The 15,452-nt window shown below is 59.1% G+C and carries 13 protein-coding genes; 8 read left to right on the forward strand and 5 right to left on the reverse strand.

Annotation, left to right across the window (positions count from 1 at the left end):
* Nucleotides 1-60 precede the first annotated feature (60 nt).
* The gene (locus JAO77_RS05840; RefSeq protein ID WP_198989349.1) at nt 61-633 is read left to right on the forward strand and encodes a 1-acyl-sn-glycerol-3-phosphate acyltransferase; all 573 of its coding nucleotides are present in this window, start codon (nt 61-63) and stop codon (nt 631-633) included.
* Nucleotides 634-989: 356 nt separating this feature from the next.
* Nucleotides 990-2,462: a DUF4394 domain-containing protein gene (locus tag JAO77_RS05845; RefSeq protein WP_235998216.1), complete on the forward strand. Its 1,473-nt coding sequence runs from the start codon at nt 990-992 to the stop codon at nt 2,460-2,462.
* Between the two features lie 136 nt (nt 2,463-2,598).
* Here JAO77_RS05845 and JAO77_RS05850 read toward each other — a convergent pair whose 3' ends face one another.
* On the reverse strand, nt 2,599-3,318 hold the full coding sequence (locus tag JAO77_RS05850; RefSeq protein ID WP_198989549.1) for a carbonic anhydrase: 720 nt from the start codon (nt 3,316-3,318) through the stop codon (nt 2,599-2,601).
* Nucleotides 3,319-3,502: 184 nt separating this feature from the next.
* Nucleotides 3,503-4,168: a DUF4159 domain-containing protein gene (locus tag JAO77_RS05855; protein WP_198989351.1), complete on the reverse strand. Its 666-nt coding sequence runs from the start codon at nt 4,166-4,168 to the stop codon at nt 3,503-3,505.
* A gap of 154 nt (nt 4,169-4,322) precedes the next feature.
* Between JAO77_RS05855 and JAO77_RS05860 the strand changes: the two genes are divergently transcribed.
* Both JAO77_RS05860 and JAO77_RS05865 read left to right on the forward strand, forming a co-directional pair.
* Nucleotides 4,323-5,015, forward strand: coding sequence for a hypothetical protein (locus JAO77_RS05860; protein ID WP_198989352.1), 693 nt, complete (start codon nt 4,323-4,325; stop codon nt 5,013-5,015).
* Entirely contained in the window at nt 5,012-6,442 is a 1,431-nt protein-coding gene (locus tag JAO77_RS05865) for an RtcB family protein (protein WP_198989353.1), read from the forward strand. The genes JAO77_RS05860 and JAO77_RS05865 overlap by 4 nt, the downstream gene beginning before the upstream one ends.
* Nucleotides 6,443-6,613: 171 nt before the next feature.
* Here JAO77_RS05865 and JAO77_RS05870 read toward each other — a convergent pair whose 3' ends face one another.
* Nucleotides 6,614-7,321, reverse strand: coding sequence for a 16S rRNA (uracil(1498)-N(3))-methyltransferase (locus tag JAO77_RS05870; RefSeq protein WP_198989354.1), 708 nt, complete (start codon nt 7,319-7,321; stop codon nt 6,614-6,616).
* Between the two features lie 186 nt (nt 7,322-7,507).
* On the opposite strand from JAO77_RS05870, the gene JAO77_RS05875 reads away from it, so the two are divergent.
* The gene (locus JAO77_RS05875; RefSeq protein ID WP_198989355.1) at nt 7,508-7,882 is read left to right on the forward strand and encodes a hypothetical protein; all 375 of its coding nucleotides are present in this window, start codon (nt 7,508-7,510) and stop codon (nt 7,880-7,882) included.
* A gap of 79 nt (nt 7,883-7,961) precedes the next feature.
* Here the strand turns inward: JAO77_RS05875 and JAO77_RS05880 are convergent, their stop codons facing one another.
* The gene (locus tag JAO77_RS05880; RefSeq protein WP_198989356.1) at nt 7,962-8,375 is read right to left on the reverse strand and encodes a hypothetical protein; all 414 of its coding nucleotides are present in this window, start codon (nt 8,373-8,375) and stop codon (nt 7,962-7,964) included.
* A 241-nt stretch (nt 8,376-8,616) separates the two neighbouring features.
* Here JAO77_RS05880 and JAO77_RS05885 point away from each other — a divergent pair, with 241 nt between their 5' ends.
* Nucleotides 8,617-9,432, forward strand: coding sequence for a M48 family metallopeptidase (locus tag JAO77_RS05885; RefSeq protein WP_198989357.1), 816 nt, complete (start codon nt 8,617-8,619; stop codon nt 9,430-9,432).
* An 89-nt stretch (nt 9,433-9,521) separates the two neighbouring features.
* Here the strand turns inward: JAO77_RS05885 and JAO77_RS05890 are convergent, their stop codons facing one another.
* Complete coding sequence (locus tag JAO77_RS05890; protein WP_213019316.1) at nt 9,522-10,154, reverse strand: LON peptidase substrate-binding domain-containing protein; 633 nt, start codon at nt 10,152-10,154, stop codon at nt 9,522-9,524.
* Between the two features lie 136 nt (nt 10,155-10,290).
* Here JAO77_RS05890 and JAO77_RS05895 point away from each other — a divergent pair, with 136 nt between their 5' ends.
* Both JAO77_RS05895 and JAO77_RS05900 read left to right on the forward strand, forming a co-directional pair.
* The gene (locus JAO77_RS05895) at nt 10,291-10,713 is read left to right on the forward strand and encodes a hypothetical protein (protein WP_198989358.1); all 423 of its coding nucleotides are present in this window, start codon (nt 10,291-10,293) and stop codon (nt 10,711-10,713) included.
* Nucleotides 10,714-10,974: 261 nt separating this feature from the next.
* Nucleotides 10,975-15,408 (forward strand): CusA/CzcA family heavy metal efflux RND transporter, encoded by a 4,434-nt coding sequence (locus JAO77_RS05900; protein WP_198989359.1) that lies wholly within the window; start codon nt 10,975-10,977, stop codon nt 15,406-15,408.
* The last annotated feature ends 44 nt before the right edge of the window (nt 15,409-15,452 follow it).

Below are 15,452 nucleotides of genomic sequence, written 5' to 3' on the forward strand. Positions count from 1 at the left end.
ACTGCGGCTGCACTGGTAGTTTTTGCCTAGCTTTGGGGTTTCAAGATTTGCTTCGCTTAGATGGCTGCCCGCAAAACCTCTACCTTCTGGTACTACATCGCCAAGGCTATTTTTGGAGTGGCTGGCTGGAAACAAACCGGCCAAGTGCCACCCGACATCAAGAAATGTATGATGATTGCGGCCCCGCACACCAGTAACTGGGACCTCATCATGGCCCGCGCGGCCTTCTACATCATGGATGTGGACGTGCGCTTCACGGTGAAAAGCGAGTGGACCGAAAACCCGGTCCTAGGTTGGTTGGTGAAAGCTATTGGCGCGCTACCCGTAAATCGCAGCCGCAATAATAGCCTGGTCGATGGCATGGTGCAGCTCTTCAAGCAGCACGAGGAACTGGTTATTCTCATTACTCCGGAGGGTACCCGCGCCTACCAGCCTAAGTGGCGCAAAGGTTTTTATTACGCTGCGCTTGAAGCCAAGGTGCCTATTCTACTAGGCTTCCTAGACTATGAGAAGAAGGATGCTGGCGTGGGTCCCGTCTTCTGGCCCACTGGCGACTATGAGAAGGACCTAGAGGAAATTAAAGCTTTTTACCGCACCAAAAAAGGCCGCTTCCCGGAAAAGGGCGTGCGGTAAGCGCGATTGCGCTACACAGCTCATGTCACGCAATGCCGCGGCTCGGGCAGTCTGTTTAGACTGCCCGAGCCGCGGCATTATAGTATGGGTCTAATGAAGTAAGAAACAATGCTTGCAGCGGAGAAGAGGGGCACTTGTTTGCCAATAAAATTGCTTGTTGCAGGAGCTAATGGCGAAAATAAATAGATGAAAACAAAGCAGGTTGCTAATTTTTTATAGCTGCTAGTCAAGCGCTTTGGGCACAGCAACCGCCTTAAGCAATCTGGACAGTAATGAGAACCGTAAGAAGAAGTGTGTTCATCAAAAATTCATCTTGCATGAAGCTTTCTCTTTCCAAATCTTTTAGCTCTTCTTTTTTGCTTGGGCTAGGCCTGTTATTCACCGCGTGCGATAAGGACAATGACACGGCGCCGGTCGGCAAAATCGACCAGACTTTCCAGGCCCTGACCGATAGCAACCAGTTGTTGCAGTTTAATGCCAACAACGTGACTACCGCGCCGACGCCCGTTGCTATCACAGGGCTGCAAACCGGCGAGCGCATCCTGAGTGTGGACTACCGGCCTGCAACCGGCCAACTATATGGCCTAGGGAGCACTAGCCGTCTGTATGTTATCAACCCCACCACCGGGGTGGCCCGTGCAATAGGCAGTGGTCCTTTCTCCCCGGCTATCAGTGGCGCTACCGCTACCATCGACTTTAACCCCACCGTAGACCGGCTGCGCTTGGTGAGCAGCACTGGCCAAAACCTGCGCCTGAATCCCGAAACCGGCGCCGTGATGACCACCGACGGCAACATCAATGGTGCGGCGGGGGCCACTATCTCGGCCGTGGCCTACACTAACCCAACGGCGGGTGCTAGCAGCACGGTGCTCTACGATATAGACCCCACGACCGACAAGCTTTACCGCCAAGACCCGCCCAATGACGGTACCCTGGTGGCCATTGGTGACCTAGGGGTGAATGCGACGGGGGTAGCGGGCTTCGACATTGCCGCTACCGACAATAATGCTTTTGCCGCGCTCACGGTAGACAACCGGTCGGGGCTGTACAAAATCGACCTAGGCACGGGCCGCGCCACGCGCTACGATAACTTCCCGGCCAACACGAATATCGTGGGTGTTGCCATTCCGACGCAGGCCGTAGCCTATGGCGTGGATGCGGATAATAACTTCGTTACGTTCAACCCCAGCGCGCCCCAGACGCAGGTGGTTAAGCCCTTCACCGGCTTGCAGAGCAGCGAGCGCCTTGTAGGCCTAGACATGCGGCCGCTCAACGGGCAGCTCTACGGCCTAGGTAGTACTAACCGGCTGTACACGATTAATATGGCATCGGGGGCGGCCACGGCCGTGGGCACTACACCTCTAGTGCTGACCGGCACCCACTTTGGATTCGACTTCAACCCGACAGTGGACCGCATCCGCATCGTGAGCGACGCGGGCGTGAACCTGCGCGTGAACCCCGCCGATGGCATAGCTGTGGTAGATGGCGTACTGAACCCCGGCACGCCCAGCATAGCGGCCGCGGCTTACACCAACAATTTCGCGGGCGCCACCAGTACGGTGCTGTATGACATCGACGCCAACACGGATATGCTGTATCGGCAAGACCCGCCCAATGCGGGCACGCTGGTGTCGGTGGGGGCGCTGGGCGTCAATATCACCGGGGTCAATGGCTTCGATATTGGGGGTACTAGTGGCACAGGCTACGCTGCCTTGGCGGTGGGTACCGCTGCCAGCGTGTACACTATCAACCTGACTACTGGTGCCGCTACCAAAGGCGCCGACTTGCCCCGGCCTTTGCAGGCTATGGCCGTTGGCCTAGGGTTCTAACGCGCCCTTTGCTTACCGTTGCCTGGTTTGCCGCAACCTAGGCAGGTTAGATGATAATAGAAAAAGCCCCTCAATGCGAGGGGCTTTTTTAGTGGTTTTGCCAGGACCTAGGAGCTTGCGAAGGAGCAAGCAGCTTCTAGGCTACCGGCTGGCCAACGGAAGACTCGGCAATTTCCTCGGCGGGCGATGTCTCTTTCTTACTATTGCGCTCCTGCGCTACCTCATCGCTGAGGTCGTAAATCTGCTGGATGTTGTGCAGAATTTGTTCGTAGTCCAGCTTTAGGTCTTTGAGCAGGCCAGTGCGCAGGTCGAAGACCCAGCCGTGTACTACGGGTATTTTATGCAGCAAATACTGCTCCTGTACCACGGCCGATTTTAGTACGTTCACGCACTGCTCCTGCACGTTGAGCTCCACTAGGCGGTCGTAGCGGGCATCGATGTCGGCAATGGCGTCTAGCTCGGCGTGGTGCAGGCGGTACACGTCACGGATGTTACGCAGCCATGGGTTCAGAATACCCAAATCCTTAGCCTGCATGGCCGCCTTTACGCCGCCGCAGCCGTAGTGCCCGCACACCACTATGTGCTTTACGTGCAGGTGGCGCACGGCGTACTCCAGCACCGACAGCGAGTTGAGGTCGTTGTTTACCACCAGGTTGGCAATGTTGCGATGCACGAATACTTCGCCTGGGGCCGCGCCCATCATCTCCTCGGCCGTCACGCGGCTGTCGCTACACCCGATGTAGAGGTAGTCGGGCGCCTGGCTAGCCGCGAGTTGCGTAAAGAAATCGGGCGCATTGGCCGAGTGCTCGGCCACCCATTTCTGGTTGTTCTCGAATATCTGCTGGTAGGAGGTCATTGTGAAGGTCTGGTGAAAGAAAGATGTGAGCGGCAAGTTAGCACTGGTTTTTGAGCCAGCCGAAAATCTTGCTACGGTCAAGCTTATCTCTGTGATTGATTAAAATGAAAAACAGTGTGCTATGCCTCATTACGTGCTGCATGACACACTGTTTCTAACTGAAAAATAAGTTCGGCTGCTAAAATCAGTCCTGCGTTAGCGCGTAGCTCACGAGGTTGGCGCCCATGCGCAGGGCGGCGTCGTGCACGGCGGGCGTGTCTTCGGGGTAGGTGCCCACGTCTTCCCAGCCGTTGCCTAGGTCGCATTCGAAGGTGTAGAAGCACACTAAGCGGCCTTTGTACACGAGGCCGAAGCCCTGAGGGCGCTTGCCGTCGTGCTCGTGCACCTTAGGCAAACCCTTCGGAAACTGGTACTTCTGGTGGTAGATGGGGTGGGAGAAGGGTAGCTCCACAAACTCTAGTTCGGGAAATACCTTCTTCATCTCGGGCCGGATGAACTTGTCGAGGCCGTAGTTGTCGTCGATGTGCAGAAAGCCCCCGCCGATGAGGTAGCGGCGTAGATTCTGGGCCTCGGCCGTGGTGAAGCTCACGTTGCCGTGCCCGGTCATGTGCAGAAAGGGGTAGGTGAGCAGCTCGGGCTGGTCGAGCTCTACGGTGGCTTCGTCGGGGGCCAGGTTGGTATGTAGCGCCTGGTTGCAAAAGTTGATGAGGTTGGGCAGGCTGGTTTTGTTGGCGTACCAGTCGCCCCCGCCCCCGTAGTGCAGCTTAGCTAGCTGGTAGCTAGGCGCAGCAGGCGGCATGGCACCCAAGGAGCACAATAAGAGAACAACAAATGACAATTTTTTTAGCATATTAAAAGGAAAAGCTAGCTTAATATTGAATTTGCTAACTACGTTTGCAGCATTAGGCGCGATTTACATCCGAAGCGGCTGGATAAGGTAAAGACATTTTACCAAAACCAGTGGTTCGGGGGCGCTTAGCATCTCAGTGATTCATGTAAGTCCTATGCGTAGCAACCTTGAAAAGTTGATAGCCGCTTATGAAGCAGAGCGCGCTAGCCTTACCATTGAGATGGAGGAATGTGTGGCCGAGGCAGACTATGGGAAAGCGTACCTATTTTCTAAAGGCATAAGGCAGGTAAACCAGCAACTGCAGACACTGTATAATATTCAGGATAAGTGGCATGACGAAAAAGAGCGTCTAGTGCAGTGGATTAGTTACTTGGAAGAAACAAAGGCGTCCAATGAGCTTAGCCGCCACTTTACGGAGCTAATTGCTGAGAACAAAGAAAAGCTAGCCGCGCTGCAACACGCCTCTGCCCAAAAGGCAACGCCCGGACGTGCCGTGCGCGATGCTTTAGACAAGCTATTAACGGGAGAAATTACGGGGTTTGCATTGGTATTTCAGGAGTCAAACCGGCTTAGTTGTCACCTAAGGCTGGTACGGAGAACGTTGATTTTGACCATACCAGAAATTCGTCGCCATAAAGATGACTGTACGTTGGAAAAGCGGCACCTGCGCAAGCTTAAGCAGTTAGGATTTGCACTTTATGATAATAAAGACAAGCTGATGCTATTTGCGCCTTATTCGGCCATAGATGATATAAAAGCTATCCAACTGGTGCTAGCTCGCATCACCTTTGAGGTCTTCAATTTTAAAGACTTTGTAGGCGACACACTCCTAAAATACTACCCATGACCACCGGCAAAGACCTCATCGACCTAGGCTTCAAATCGGGCAAGTGGTTTAAAGAAGCCCTCGAACACATCAACGCCCACGCGCTGGAAGGTGACGCTATGCTTGCCTACCTCCGCGAAGTGGGCCCGCCGCCCGCGCTGCCGCTGCTGCCCGAGCCGCAGCCGTTTTTCGAGAATATCCAGGCCGACACGGCCGTGGAGCAGCAGAACATCGACTACGTGCGGCTGTCGATGCAGCAGCTCATGCGCACGCCCACGGTGGTGACGGGCGCCGTGATGCCCGATGCCTGCCCGGCCGGGCCCCTAGGTACCATTCCGGTGGGTGGTGTGGTGGTAACGCGCAATGCCATCCACCCAGGCATGCACTCGGCCGACATTTGCTGCTCGGTAATGCTGACTAACCTAGGGCACATAGATCCCAAAACTGTGCTCGACGTGGCCCAGCAGGTGACGCACTTCGGGCCGGGTGGCCGGCCACCGGAGAGGCAGTACCCACTGCCCACCGAGCTGCTAGCCGAGTTTCAAGCCAATCCGTTTCTGGACTCAGACAAAAGCCTGAGCCTGGCCCAGGAGCACCTAGGTACCCAAGGCGATGGCAACCACTTCCTGTACGTGGGCACGTCGCGCCGCACCGGCGAAACAATGCTCGTGACGCACCACGGCTCGCGTGGGGTAGGGGCGCGGCTCTACACGGCCGGCATGAAAGTGGCCGAGCGCTTCCGCCAGCAACTGTCGCCCGAAACGGCCCCGGCCAATGCCTGGCTGCCCGCCGACTCGCCCGAGGGCGAGGCTTACTGGGCGGCCCTGCAAACCGTGCGCAAATGGACCAAGCTCAACCACCTGAGCCTGCACGACGACATTGTGCAGCGCCTGCAAGCCCCGGTGCAGCAGCGCTACTGGAACGAGCACAACTTCGTGTTCAAGGCCGGCGACCTGTACTACCACGCCAAGGGTGCCACGCCGCTCGACCCCCAGTTTCTGCCCGACATCACCGGGCCGCGCATCATCCCGCTCAATATGGCGCAGCCCATCCTTATTGTGGAGGGCGAAACGACTGAGAATAATCTAGGCTTTGCCCCACACGGTGCAGGCCGTAACCTCAGCCGCACCCGCCACAAGCACAGCAAGGCCGACAAAACCAAGGAAGAATGGTTTGCGGAAGAAACCCAAGGCATCGACGCCCGCTTTTTCTTCAACGAAATTGACATTTCGGAGCTACCCAGCGCCTATAAAAACGCCGAAGAAGTAAAGCGCCAAATCAGCGAGTTTAAGCTGGCCCACACCGTAGACGAGGTGCAGCCCTACGGCTGCATCATGGCCGGCGACTGGGAGGTCAATGCGCCCTGGCGCGTGAAAAAGCGCCAGGAGAAGGCCGCCGAGAAACTAGGCAGTGATACGCAAGCTGACTTGTCGGCTGTAACAGAGTAAACCTGTGACTTAAAAAGTGTCGACAGTTAGTCGGTTTTGTCATGCTGAGCCTCGCGAAGCATCTCTAGTCATGGCCTAGGCGCTGGCGAGAAGAGATGCTTCGCGGGGCTCAGCATGACATAGGGTAGGGGGTATAATAGGCTATAAGTAAATGGTTTATGATAAGCTCGGCTAAAGCTCGCGCACTATCTGCGCCGTGAACACTGCCGCCAGCGCGGCCGTCTCTGTGCGCAGGCGCGAGGCACCTAGGGTCACGGGCCGCACGCCGCGACCTAGGGCCAGCTCGATTTCGGCCGGTGTAAAATCGCCTTCGGGACCGATGAGCACGCAGCAGCGCGGTGCCGCGGCGATAACCTGCGCCAGAGCTGTGCGCTCGCCGGCTTCGAGGTGGGCAATGAAGGTAGTAGCTGGGTCGATTTCTTGTATAAAATCATCGAAATCGGTAAGCTCGTCGAGCTGCGGTAGCCACGCCTGGCCGCTCTGCTTGAGGGCGCTAATGGCAATTTTCTCGAGCCGCTCGAGCTTTAGCTCGCGGCGCTCGGAGCGGGCGCAACGCAAAAACGTGAGCCGCTCCACGCCGACTTCCACCGCTTTTTCGACCAGCCATTCCATGCGGTCAAGGTTTTTGGTGGGGGCCACAGCTACGTGCGTATAAGTGGGGCGCGGCGCAATAACCTCCTCCTTCGTAATGCGTAGAGTGCAGCGCTTGGGGTTGGCGTCGGCTACGGCGGCCTCGTAGCAGGTGCCGCGGCCGTCTACCAGCGTCACGGCATCGCCGGCGGCGAGGCGCAGTACCCGCACAGCGTGCTTGCTTTCGTCTTCGGGCAAAAGGTAAGTGGCGTGGCCCGGCGCCAGGTCGGGAGCGTAAAAGGTAGGCATCTTAGAGTAGAGAATAAACGACGTGAAAGTAATCGGACGCTCGCAAAAGGCGCTAGGTTTAAAACAAGAAAAAGCTGAACAATAGAAATACTAGAAGTAAATAGTTTATTAAAAATTCCAAGTATATTTGGGAGATTATTTGACAATATTCTGAGACACCCCAATTCCCTCTTTCCTGCATAAGCTATGGTAACTAAAGTACTTTCCATTGTGCCCGCCCTTCTTCTAACGGCTATTGTAAGCCACGGGCAAACGGGCCCTACTCCCATCGACCCTAAGACCAGTCAAGTCGTTACGGCAATGACACGGGAGATGAGCAGCCACTTACAACTCAATGAGGGGCAATATATTAAGCTGTACAGCATCAACCGCACGCGCCTGGCGCGGCAGCAAGAGATAGAGCGCGCTACCACCGCCGATGCCTCGGCCCGCACGAGCCAGCTCGCCGAGCTGCAGGGGCAGTACGAGCAAGAGTGCGCCCGCATTCTGTCGCCATCGCAGCTGAGCCTATTGCAGCAAGACCAAACTAACCCCGCCACTATTGGCAACGGCCAGGGCTAGCCCCAGGCGGCACCAGTCAGTCGCTCATTAAGCTTGGAAGCCAGCCGCACTAGCGGCTGGCTTTTTTGTGGGCGGGTACCTAGGGAGTCGGCTGCGCGTCGGTGGGCAAAATAGGGTCGGCCTGCACCTCCGTAACGGTGCCCAGCGGCCCAAAGTGCAGGCGCAGGCGCGGCGCCGCCGAGCGCGGGTGGCGCGGCCCGCACTGCGCGCCCGCTACCAGGTAGTAGCAGTATACCTTCTCGGTTTGGGCCTGCAGCTCCTCTTCGTCGGGGGGGCCAAGTAGGGCATTGACATCGTCGGCGCGGGCCTCGTAGAGCTGCGCGCGGGCGGCCAGCAGCGGGGGCAGCAGGGCCGCGCGCTGGTTGCGGCAGGCGTAGGGGTCGGCGCGCCAGGCGGCTGCCTCAAAGCCCGGAATGGAAGACAACGCGTGGCCGCACCCACTGAGCGCCAGGGCCAGGCCAGCTGCCAAGCCGGGAAGCAAAAAACGAAACATAAGCAGTTACTGGGCTGCCAAGTGGCCCAGCCCGGCGAAGCTACTGCGCAAAACGCACCCCCGGCGGGCCCAGCCGCCACTGACCGCGTTTCTGCCACCTAATAAAAGGTACGGCCCCCGCGGCAATAGCCGAGCCTACGAGCCCGAACCTTGGCCTAATAACCTAGGCGTATTTGGTGCGTTAAGGGAGGCACGCGCGGTAGGAGCGCACCCCTTCTCTCACGAAAACACCTGTTCTCAAATGCGACTGAATCTTCGCTTTATCATTGCCCTAGTCATTGCCGCCGTCACGCTGTTCGGCTACTTCTTCAACACCTCGACCAACCCCGTAACCGGCGAAAAGCAGCACGTAAATATGTCTGCGGCGCAAGAAATAGCCCTCGGCGTGCAAGCCGCACCCCAAATGGCGGCCGAGTACGGCGGCGAGAGCCCCGATGCCCGCGCCACCGCCGCCGTGCAGCAAGTGGGCCAGCGCCTAGTTGCTGCTAACAATCTAGCTCAGAAAACGGACTACCGCTATCAGTTTCACCTGCTAGCCGATGACCAAACCATCAACGCTTTTGCCTTGCCCGGCGGACAGATATTCATCACGATGGGCATTCTCAAAAACCTGAAAACTGAGGCCCAACTGGCTGGCGTGCTAGCCCACGAGATTGGCCACGTGGTGGGTCGGCACTCGGCCGAGCAGGTGTCTAAAAGCCAGCTGACGCAAGGCTTGTCGGGGGCTGCTGCCATTGCCTCGTATGACCCCAACAACCCCGGTAGCAGCGTGGCCCGCGCCGCTGCCGCCGCCATGATTGCCAAGCTGGTGTCGCTGCGCTTTGGCCGTGAAGACGAGTTGGAAGCCGATGACTTCGCGGTTAAGTTCACCCCCAAGGCAGGCTACGACCCCCGCGCCATGATTAACGTGATGCAGATGTTGGACCAGCAAGGCGGCCGCAGCGGCCAGCCTGAGTTTCTGAGCACTCACCCCAACCCCGGCAACCGCATTCAGGAACTGCAAAAGGACATCCAGCAAGCCTTCCCGCAGGGCGTGCCGGCCGGACTCAAGCCCTAGGTTGGTAGTTATTGCTACACTACAAAAAGGCCTGGCTACGCAGCACGTAGCCAGGCCTTTTTGCTTGCTCAGGTGGCAGCCGCGTCGCTTTAAAAAGTTGGGGGCTGTAGGTTTTTAAAGTGCCCATTCAGGCGCACGCGCTCTTTAAGGCGCTCGGCCTCGAGCACGGCGGGCAGCAGGCGAGCTAGGTGCTCGTGCACCATGTCTTGGCGCTCTTGCTCGGCAGTGGTGCTCAGCAATTGGTACTCTTGCTCGGTGCTGAGGCCGATGTGGTGCGCCACGTCGAAAATTTTGAAATTGGGTTCGAGCTGCAAAAGCAGTTTGCGCAAGCCTAGGGCCTCGTACAGCTGTCGTACCTGCTCGGCAATGAGATGGCGTAAGTCTGGGTCGGCCACCTCGTCTTGCACAATGGCCTCGACCTGCCCGGCCGCGTAGAGCTTGCCCGGCGCCTGCCGGTAGAACTGGCGCACCCGAAACACTCCGATGGCCTCGGTTTTGATGTCCATTTCGCCGCCCTCGTGCGTTTTCTCGATGCTAAGCAGGCGCATTTCGGTGCCAAGCTCCTGCACCGAATTGTCGAGGTAAGGCGGGATGCCGAAGGTGAGGCCTTCGGTAAAGCAATCGCGCACCAGCTCGCGGTACCGCGGCTCAAAGATGTGCAGATTCAGTTTTTCGCCCGGAAAAGCGACGAGGTTGAGCGGAAAGAGCGGAAGTAGACGCATGATGAGCCAAGAATACGACGGCCGAGCAAATGTTTTGCTTATTGCCCGCCGAGCTTTTGTTTAGAATGACTCTGAATTTTGTTAATTCAGAGAAAGCTGCAAACTTTCGGCCCTTCCCGGCGTTTTGGGGCAGCGTATGAAAGTGGTGCTTTCCTTGTTTATGGCCTGCCTCATGCTGGTCGGTAGCCTTATTCCGCAGAATGACCTGTCGGAACTGAGCAAGCTGCCCCAGCTCGTGGAGCATTACCGCTTCCACCACTCGGTGGCGGGCGGTGGGCTGTCGCTGGGCCAGTTTTTGGCCGAGCACTACGGCTCTGGCACCAAGCAGCACTTCGGCTGCACCTTCTCGCCCCAGCATCAGCAAGACCACCAGGGCCTGCCCTTGCACGGCCGCCACGCGTGTAGCAGCCACGTGGCTTTTGCCTTCTTGCTGGCCGGGCCAGTCCTCGCATTCGAAGGGCAGCCTGCCCTAGCGGCGGGGCCCGAATACCGGCTGGCGGGCCAGGTGCGCTACTTAGAGGGTGCCACGGCCGCCCTGCTCCAGCCACCTCGAGCTTAGCTTCCCCCTGCCCCTAGGGCTAGTGTGCGCTGCCCGTTCTGGGCCTAGCTGCCGATGCCTAAGGTAGTTAGCGCGCCCCTAGGTGGGACCTAGGGCCTGCGTGCATGGCAGGGCCACGGCCCGCCGCCCAGTGAGGCGGCGCGCTGAGCGGCCGAGTTGGTAATTCTGGTTTTTGGTGGGAGGGCTTCTGGTGCTACGGCACGGCAGAAGCCGCGGGGCCATTACTGGCCCGGCCGCCAAGCGCCGCATCCGTTTGTTTTCATGCTAGAAAAAATTATTGCGGCCAGCGTCCGCAACAAGCTGCTGGTATCCCTGCTGCTGGTCGCACTCATGGCTTGGGGCGGCTACTCGGCGGCCAACCTGCCGCTCGACGCCATTCCCGACGTCACTAACAACCAGGTCCAGGTTATCACCCAAAGCCCGGCCCTGGCCGCGCAAGAGGTCGAGCAGCTCATCACGGTGCCGCTCGAATTGCAGTTGCGCACGGTGCCGGGCGTTACCGAAATCCGGTCCATCTCGCGGTTTGGGCTGTCTGTGATTACCGTCGTTTTTCCTGACGAGGTGAGCACCTACCAGACCCGCCAGCTGGTGGCCGAAAAGCTCAAAAGTGCCGAAGCCGACTTGGCGGCCGGGGCGGGCGTGCCCACCATGGCGCCCATTACCACGGGCCTGGGCGAGATATATCAGTACAGCATTCGGGTGCTGCCGGGCTACGAAAAGCAGTTTTCGCTCGCCACGCTGCGCGACGTGCAAGACTGGCTTGTGAAGCGCCAACTGGCCGGCGTGCCGGGCGTGGTAGATGTCAGCAGCTTTGGCGGCTACCTGCGCGAGTATGAGGTATCGGTAGACCCCAATCGACTGGCGGCCAATAATGTTACCATGGCCGAGCTCTACCAAGCCTTGCAGGATAACAACGCCAATACCGGCGGCGCTTACCTCGAGCGTGGCCCCAATGCCTACTTCATTCGGGGTGAGGGGCGGGCCGCCTCGCTGGCCGACCTAGGGGCCACGGTGATAAAGCAAGCGACGCAGGGCGCGCCACTGCTGGTGCGCGATGTGGCCACCGTGCGCATGGGCCACGCCGTGCGCTACGGCGCCATGACCCGCAACGGCCAGGGCGAAACTGTGGGCGGCATTGTGCTGATGTTGAAAGGAGCCAGCTCCGAAAACACCATCAAAAACGTGAAGGCGCGGGTGACTGAGATTCAGAAAACCTTGCCTAAGGGTTTGGTGGTAACGCCCTTCCTGGACCGCACCAAGCTTATTGACAAAGCCATTGCTACCGTAGAGCACAACCTGATAGAGGGCGGCGTAATCGTGCTGGTAGTGCTCTTGCTGCTGCTCGGCAACTGGCGGGCCGGCGTGGTGGTAGCTCTCATGATACCGCTGTGCATGCTCTTTGCCCTGGGTATGATGAGCCTTTTTGGCGTGTCGGCCAACCTGATGAGCCTAGGGGCGCTGGACTTCGGCTTGATTGTCGACGGCGCCGTGATTATTGTGGAGGCCGTCATTTTTCACCTGGTACACCAGCGCCGGGCGGCGGCCCACGAAACGATGGACGACATCACCGAGAAAGCGGCCACGCGCCTGATGTCGTCGGCTTTGTTTGGGCAGCTTATCATTCTTATCGTGTATTTCCCCATTTTGTCGCTCACCGGCATCGAGGGCAAGATGTTCCGGCCCATGGCCCTCACGGTGAGCTTTGCCATCATCGGAGCCATGCTCATGTGCCTCACCTACGTGCCGGCGGCCACGGCCTGGGCGCTCAAGAAAGACATCAAGGAGGAAGGCACCCTGGCCGACCGCATCATGAAGTTTTTGCACCGCGGCTACGACCCGATTATTCGGGCGGCGCTGGCGGCGCGCTGGGCCGTGGTGGGCGCCGCAGTGGCGCTGCTGGTGCTGGCGGGTGTGTTATTTGCGGGCATGGGCGGCGAGTTTATTCCGCAGCTCGATGAAGGCGACTTTGCCCTGAACGTAACGTTGGCCCCTGGCTCGTCGCTGACGCAGACGGTGGCTACCAACACCAAGGTGCAGCAAATCTTGCTCAAGCAGTTTCCCGAAATCGAGCAAATCGTGGGTAAGAGCGGCACGTCGGAGATTCCGACCGACCCCATGTCGATGGAGGACAGCGACGAGATGATTATTTTGAAAGACCGCAGCCAATGGACGTCGGCCAACAGCCGCGAGGAACTGGCGGGCAAGATGCAAGCTGCCTTAGCCGACATTCCGGGGGTGAACCTGGAGTTTCAGCAGCCCATCCAGATGCGGTTTAATGAGCTGATTTCGGGCGTGAAATCGGACGTGAGTATCAAAATTTACGGTGACGACCTAGGGGTGCTGTATGAGAAGGCCAACCAAGCGGCCGACCTCATCAGGCCGCTGGCCGGGGTGGGCGACCTCAAGGTAGAGCAAATAGCGGCCCTGCCGCAGATGCGCGTGCGCTACGACCGCCAAAAGCTGGCGCAGTACGGCCTCAAGGTGAGTGACTTGAATACGCTGCTGCGCTCGTCATTTGCGGGCGATGTGGCGGGGCAGGTGTACGAGGGCGAGCGCCGCTACGACCTCGTAGTGCGCCTCGATAGTGTACACCGTTCAGGCCTTACCAACCTACAAAACCTGTACGTGGACACGCCCAGCGGCCAGAAGGTGCCGCTGGATGAAGTGGCCAGCGTGGCCTATCACAACGCGCCCATTCAGATTTCGCGGGATGATGCGCGCCGCCGCATCAACATCGGCATCAATGTGCGGGGGCGCGATGTGCAGAGCCTAGTTGAAGAGATTCAACAGAAGCTAGGGGCGCGCCTGCCGCTGCCCAGCGGCTACTCCATCACCTACGGCGGCCAGTTTGAGAACCTGATGCAGGCCAAGAAGCGCCTGGCGGTGGCCGTGCCGGTGTCGCTGGTGCTCATTTTTATGCTGCTCTACCTCTCATTTCGGTCGGTGAAGCAAGCGCTGCTGATTTTTACGGGGGTGCCGCTGGCTACCATTGGCGGCATTGTGGCGCTGTGGCTGCGCGGCATGCCGTTCAGTATTTCGGCGGGCGTGGGATTCATCGCGCTTTTCGGCGTGGCCGTGCTCAATGGTATTGTGCTACTAGCTAGTCTCAACGAGCTGGCGGCCGAGGGCGTAGCCTCAATACGTGAGCGCGTGCTGCGCGCCACCGAAGAGCGGTTTCGGCCGGTTATTCTCACGGCCAGCGTGGCCTCACTGGGCTTCTTACCCATGGCACTGAGCACGTCGGCCGGCGCCGAGGTGCAAAAGCCCCTGGCAACGGTCGTGATTGGGGGGCTTATCTCAGCAACGCTGCTCACGCTGTTAGTGCTGCCGGTGCTCTATTCTTTCTTTACCAAAGATGGTGAGCCCAACCCCAGGCAGGCGGCCGAGGACCAGGAAAAGGCCCGCCACGCGGCTGAAACAGGGGAGGCCCCAACCGCCGCACCTAGCGCGGCACCGGCTGTAGTTACGGCTAGCCTGCTGTTGTTGCTCCTAGGTGGGGGCGCGCTGCCCGCGCGGGCTCAAAACACCCTAGCCTCGACTGCCGGCCAACCCCTGAGCCTAGGGCAGGCGCTGCAAACGGCCGGTACCCAAAACCTCTCGCTGCAAACCGCCGGCCTGCAAATCGAGCAGCAGCGCGCTCTCAACCGCACTGGTTACGACGTGCCCCGCACAGTGCTCGACTACCAGTACGGCCAAATTTCGGGTCCGCTCAACGACCAGAGCTTCAATATTATTCAGCAAACGGCGCTGCCTACGCTTTACGCCGCCCAACGCCGGCTGCTGCAAGCCCAAGCCTTAACGGCTGACCAGCGTGCCCGCCAGCAGCGCCGCGATGTGGCGCAGGTCATTCGGTCTTCGTACTACCAACTGCTGGTGGCATACCGGCGCGCGGCCCTGCTACGCCGCCAAGACAGCCTGTACCGGCGCGCGGCTCGCGCGGCCCGCATCCGCTACCAAGTGGGCGAAACCAACCGCCTCGAGCAGGTGTCGGCCGAGGCCCGCAGCTTGGAGCTGCGCAACCGCCTGGCCACGCTGCGCGTGGATATTGCGGTGCTGGAGCGCCAGCTAGGGCAACTGCTGGGCAGTGCGCAGCCTGCTCGCTTCGACACCACGGCCAACCCCGTGGCCCCGCTAGCCCCCGCCGACACCCTAGAGCTGTCGGCCGACTCGAACCCGCAACTGGGCCTCTTGCGCCAGCAAGCCGCCGTGAGCCAGCAGCAAACCAAGGTAGAAAACCTGCGCCGCCTGCCCGACGTGCGCCTAGGGTACTTCAACCAGAGCATCAATCGCGAAGGGGGCTTTAGTGTGGTGCAGGCCGGGCTGGCCGTGCCGCTGCTGGGCGGCGTGCAGAAAGCCCGGGTGGCCGCCGCCCGCCTCGGCCAGCAGGTGGCCGACCAGCAGCTCACTTACGCCCAAAGCCAGCTCACCACGCAGCTTGCTACCCTGCGTCAGCAGTTGGCCCGCGCCCGCGCCTCACTCGACTACTACGAGCGGGCAGCGTTGCCCCAGGCTAAGCTCATTCTTGACACGGCCGAGAAAAGCTTTCGGGCCGGCGACATTGAGTATGTAGAGTACGTGGTGAACACCCAGCCCGCCTGGCAAATCCAAGAAAACTACCTCGACCAAGTGCGCCAGTACGACGACCTGGTGGTGAGCTTACTGGCTCTCACTGGCGCAGACCCGGCTAGTAAGTAAAGGTTTGAATTTTGCCTTGTACAGTATTGATTTTAAATAGGATA

It is taken from the genome of Hymenobacter sp. BT559 (assembly GCF_016427535.1).
Lineage (GTDB): Bacteria > Bacteroidota > Bacteroidia > Cytophagales > Hymenobacteraceae > Hymenobacter.

Coding starts and splice junctions, on each gene's coding strand:
- JAO77_RS05840 (WP_198989349.1), top strand. CDS start 61: ATGGCTGCCCGCAAAACCTCTACCTTCTGGTACTACATCGCCAAGGCT.
- JAO77_RS05850 (WP_198989549.1), bottom strand. CDS start 3,318: ATGACCTCCTACCAGCAGATATTCGAGAACAACCAGAAATGGGTGGCC.
- JAO77_RS05855 (WP_198989351.1), bottom strand. CDS start 4,168: ATGCTAAAAAAATTGTCATTTGTTGTTCTCTTATTGTGCTCCTTGGGT.
- JAO77_RS05860 (WP_198989352.1), top strand. CDS start 4,323: ATGCGTAGCAACCTTGAAAAGTTGATAGCCGCTTATGAAGCAGAGCGC.
- JAO77_RS05865 (WP_198989353.1), top strand. CDS start 5,012: ATGACCACCGGCAAAGACCTCATCGACCTAGGCTTCAAATCGGGCAAG.
- JAO77_RS05870 (WP_198989354.1), bottom strand. CDS start 7,321: ATGCCTACCTTTTACGCTCCCGACCTGGCGCCGGGCCACGCCACTTAC.
- JAO77_RS05875 (WP_198989355.1), top strand. CDS start 7,508: ATGGTAACTAAAGTACTTTCCATTGTGCCCGCCCTTCTTCTAACGGCT.
- JAO77_RS05880 (WP_198989356.1), bottom strand. CDS start 8,375: ATGTTTCGTTTTTTGCTTCCCGGCTTGGCAGCTGGCCTGGCCCTGGCG.
- JAO77_RS05885 (WP_198989357.1), top strand. CDS start 8,617: ATGCGACTGAATCTTCGCTTTATCATTGCCCTAGTCATTGCCGCCGTC.
- JAO77_RS05890 (WP_213019316.1), bottom strand. CDS start 10,154: ATGCGTCTACTTCCGCTCTTTCCGCTCAACCTCGTCGCTTTTCCGGGC.
- JAO77_RS05895 (WP_198989358.1), top strand. CDS start 10,291: ATGAAAGTGGTGCTTTCCTTGTTTATGGCCTGCCTCATGCTGGTCGGT.
- JAO77_RS05900 (WP_198989359.1), top strand. CDS start 10,975: ATGCTAGAAAAAATTATTGCGGCCAGCGTCCGCAACAAGCTGCTGGTA.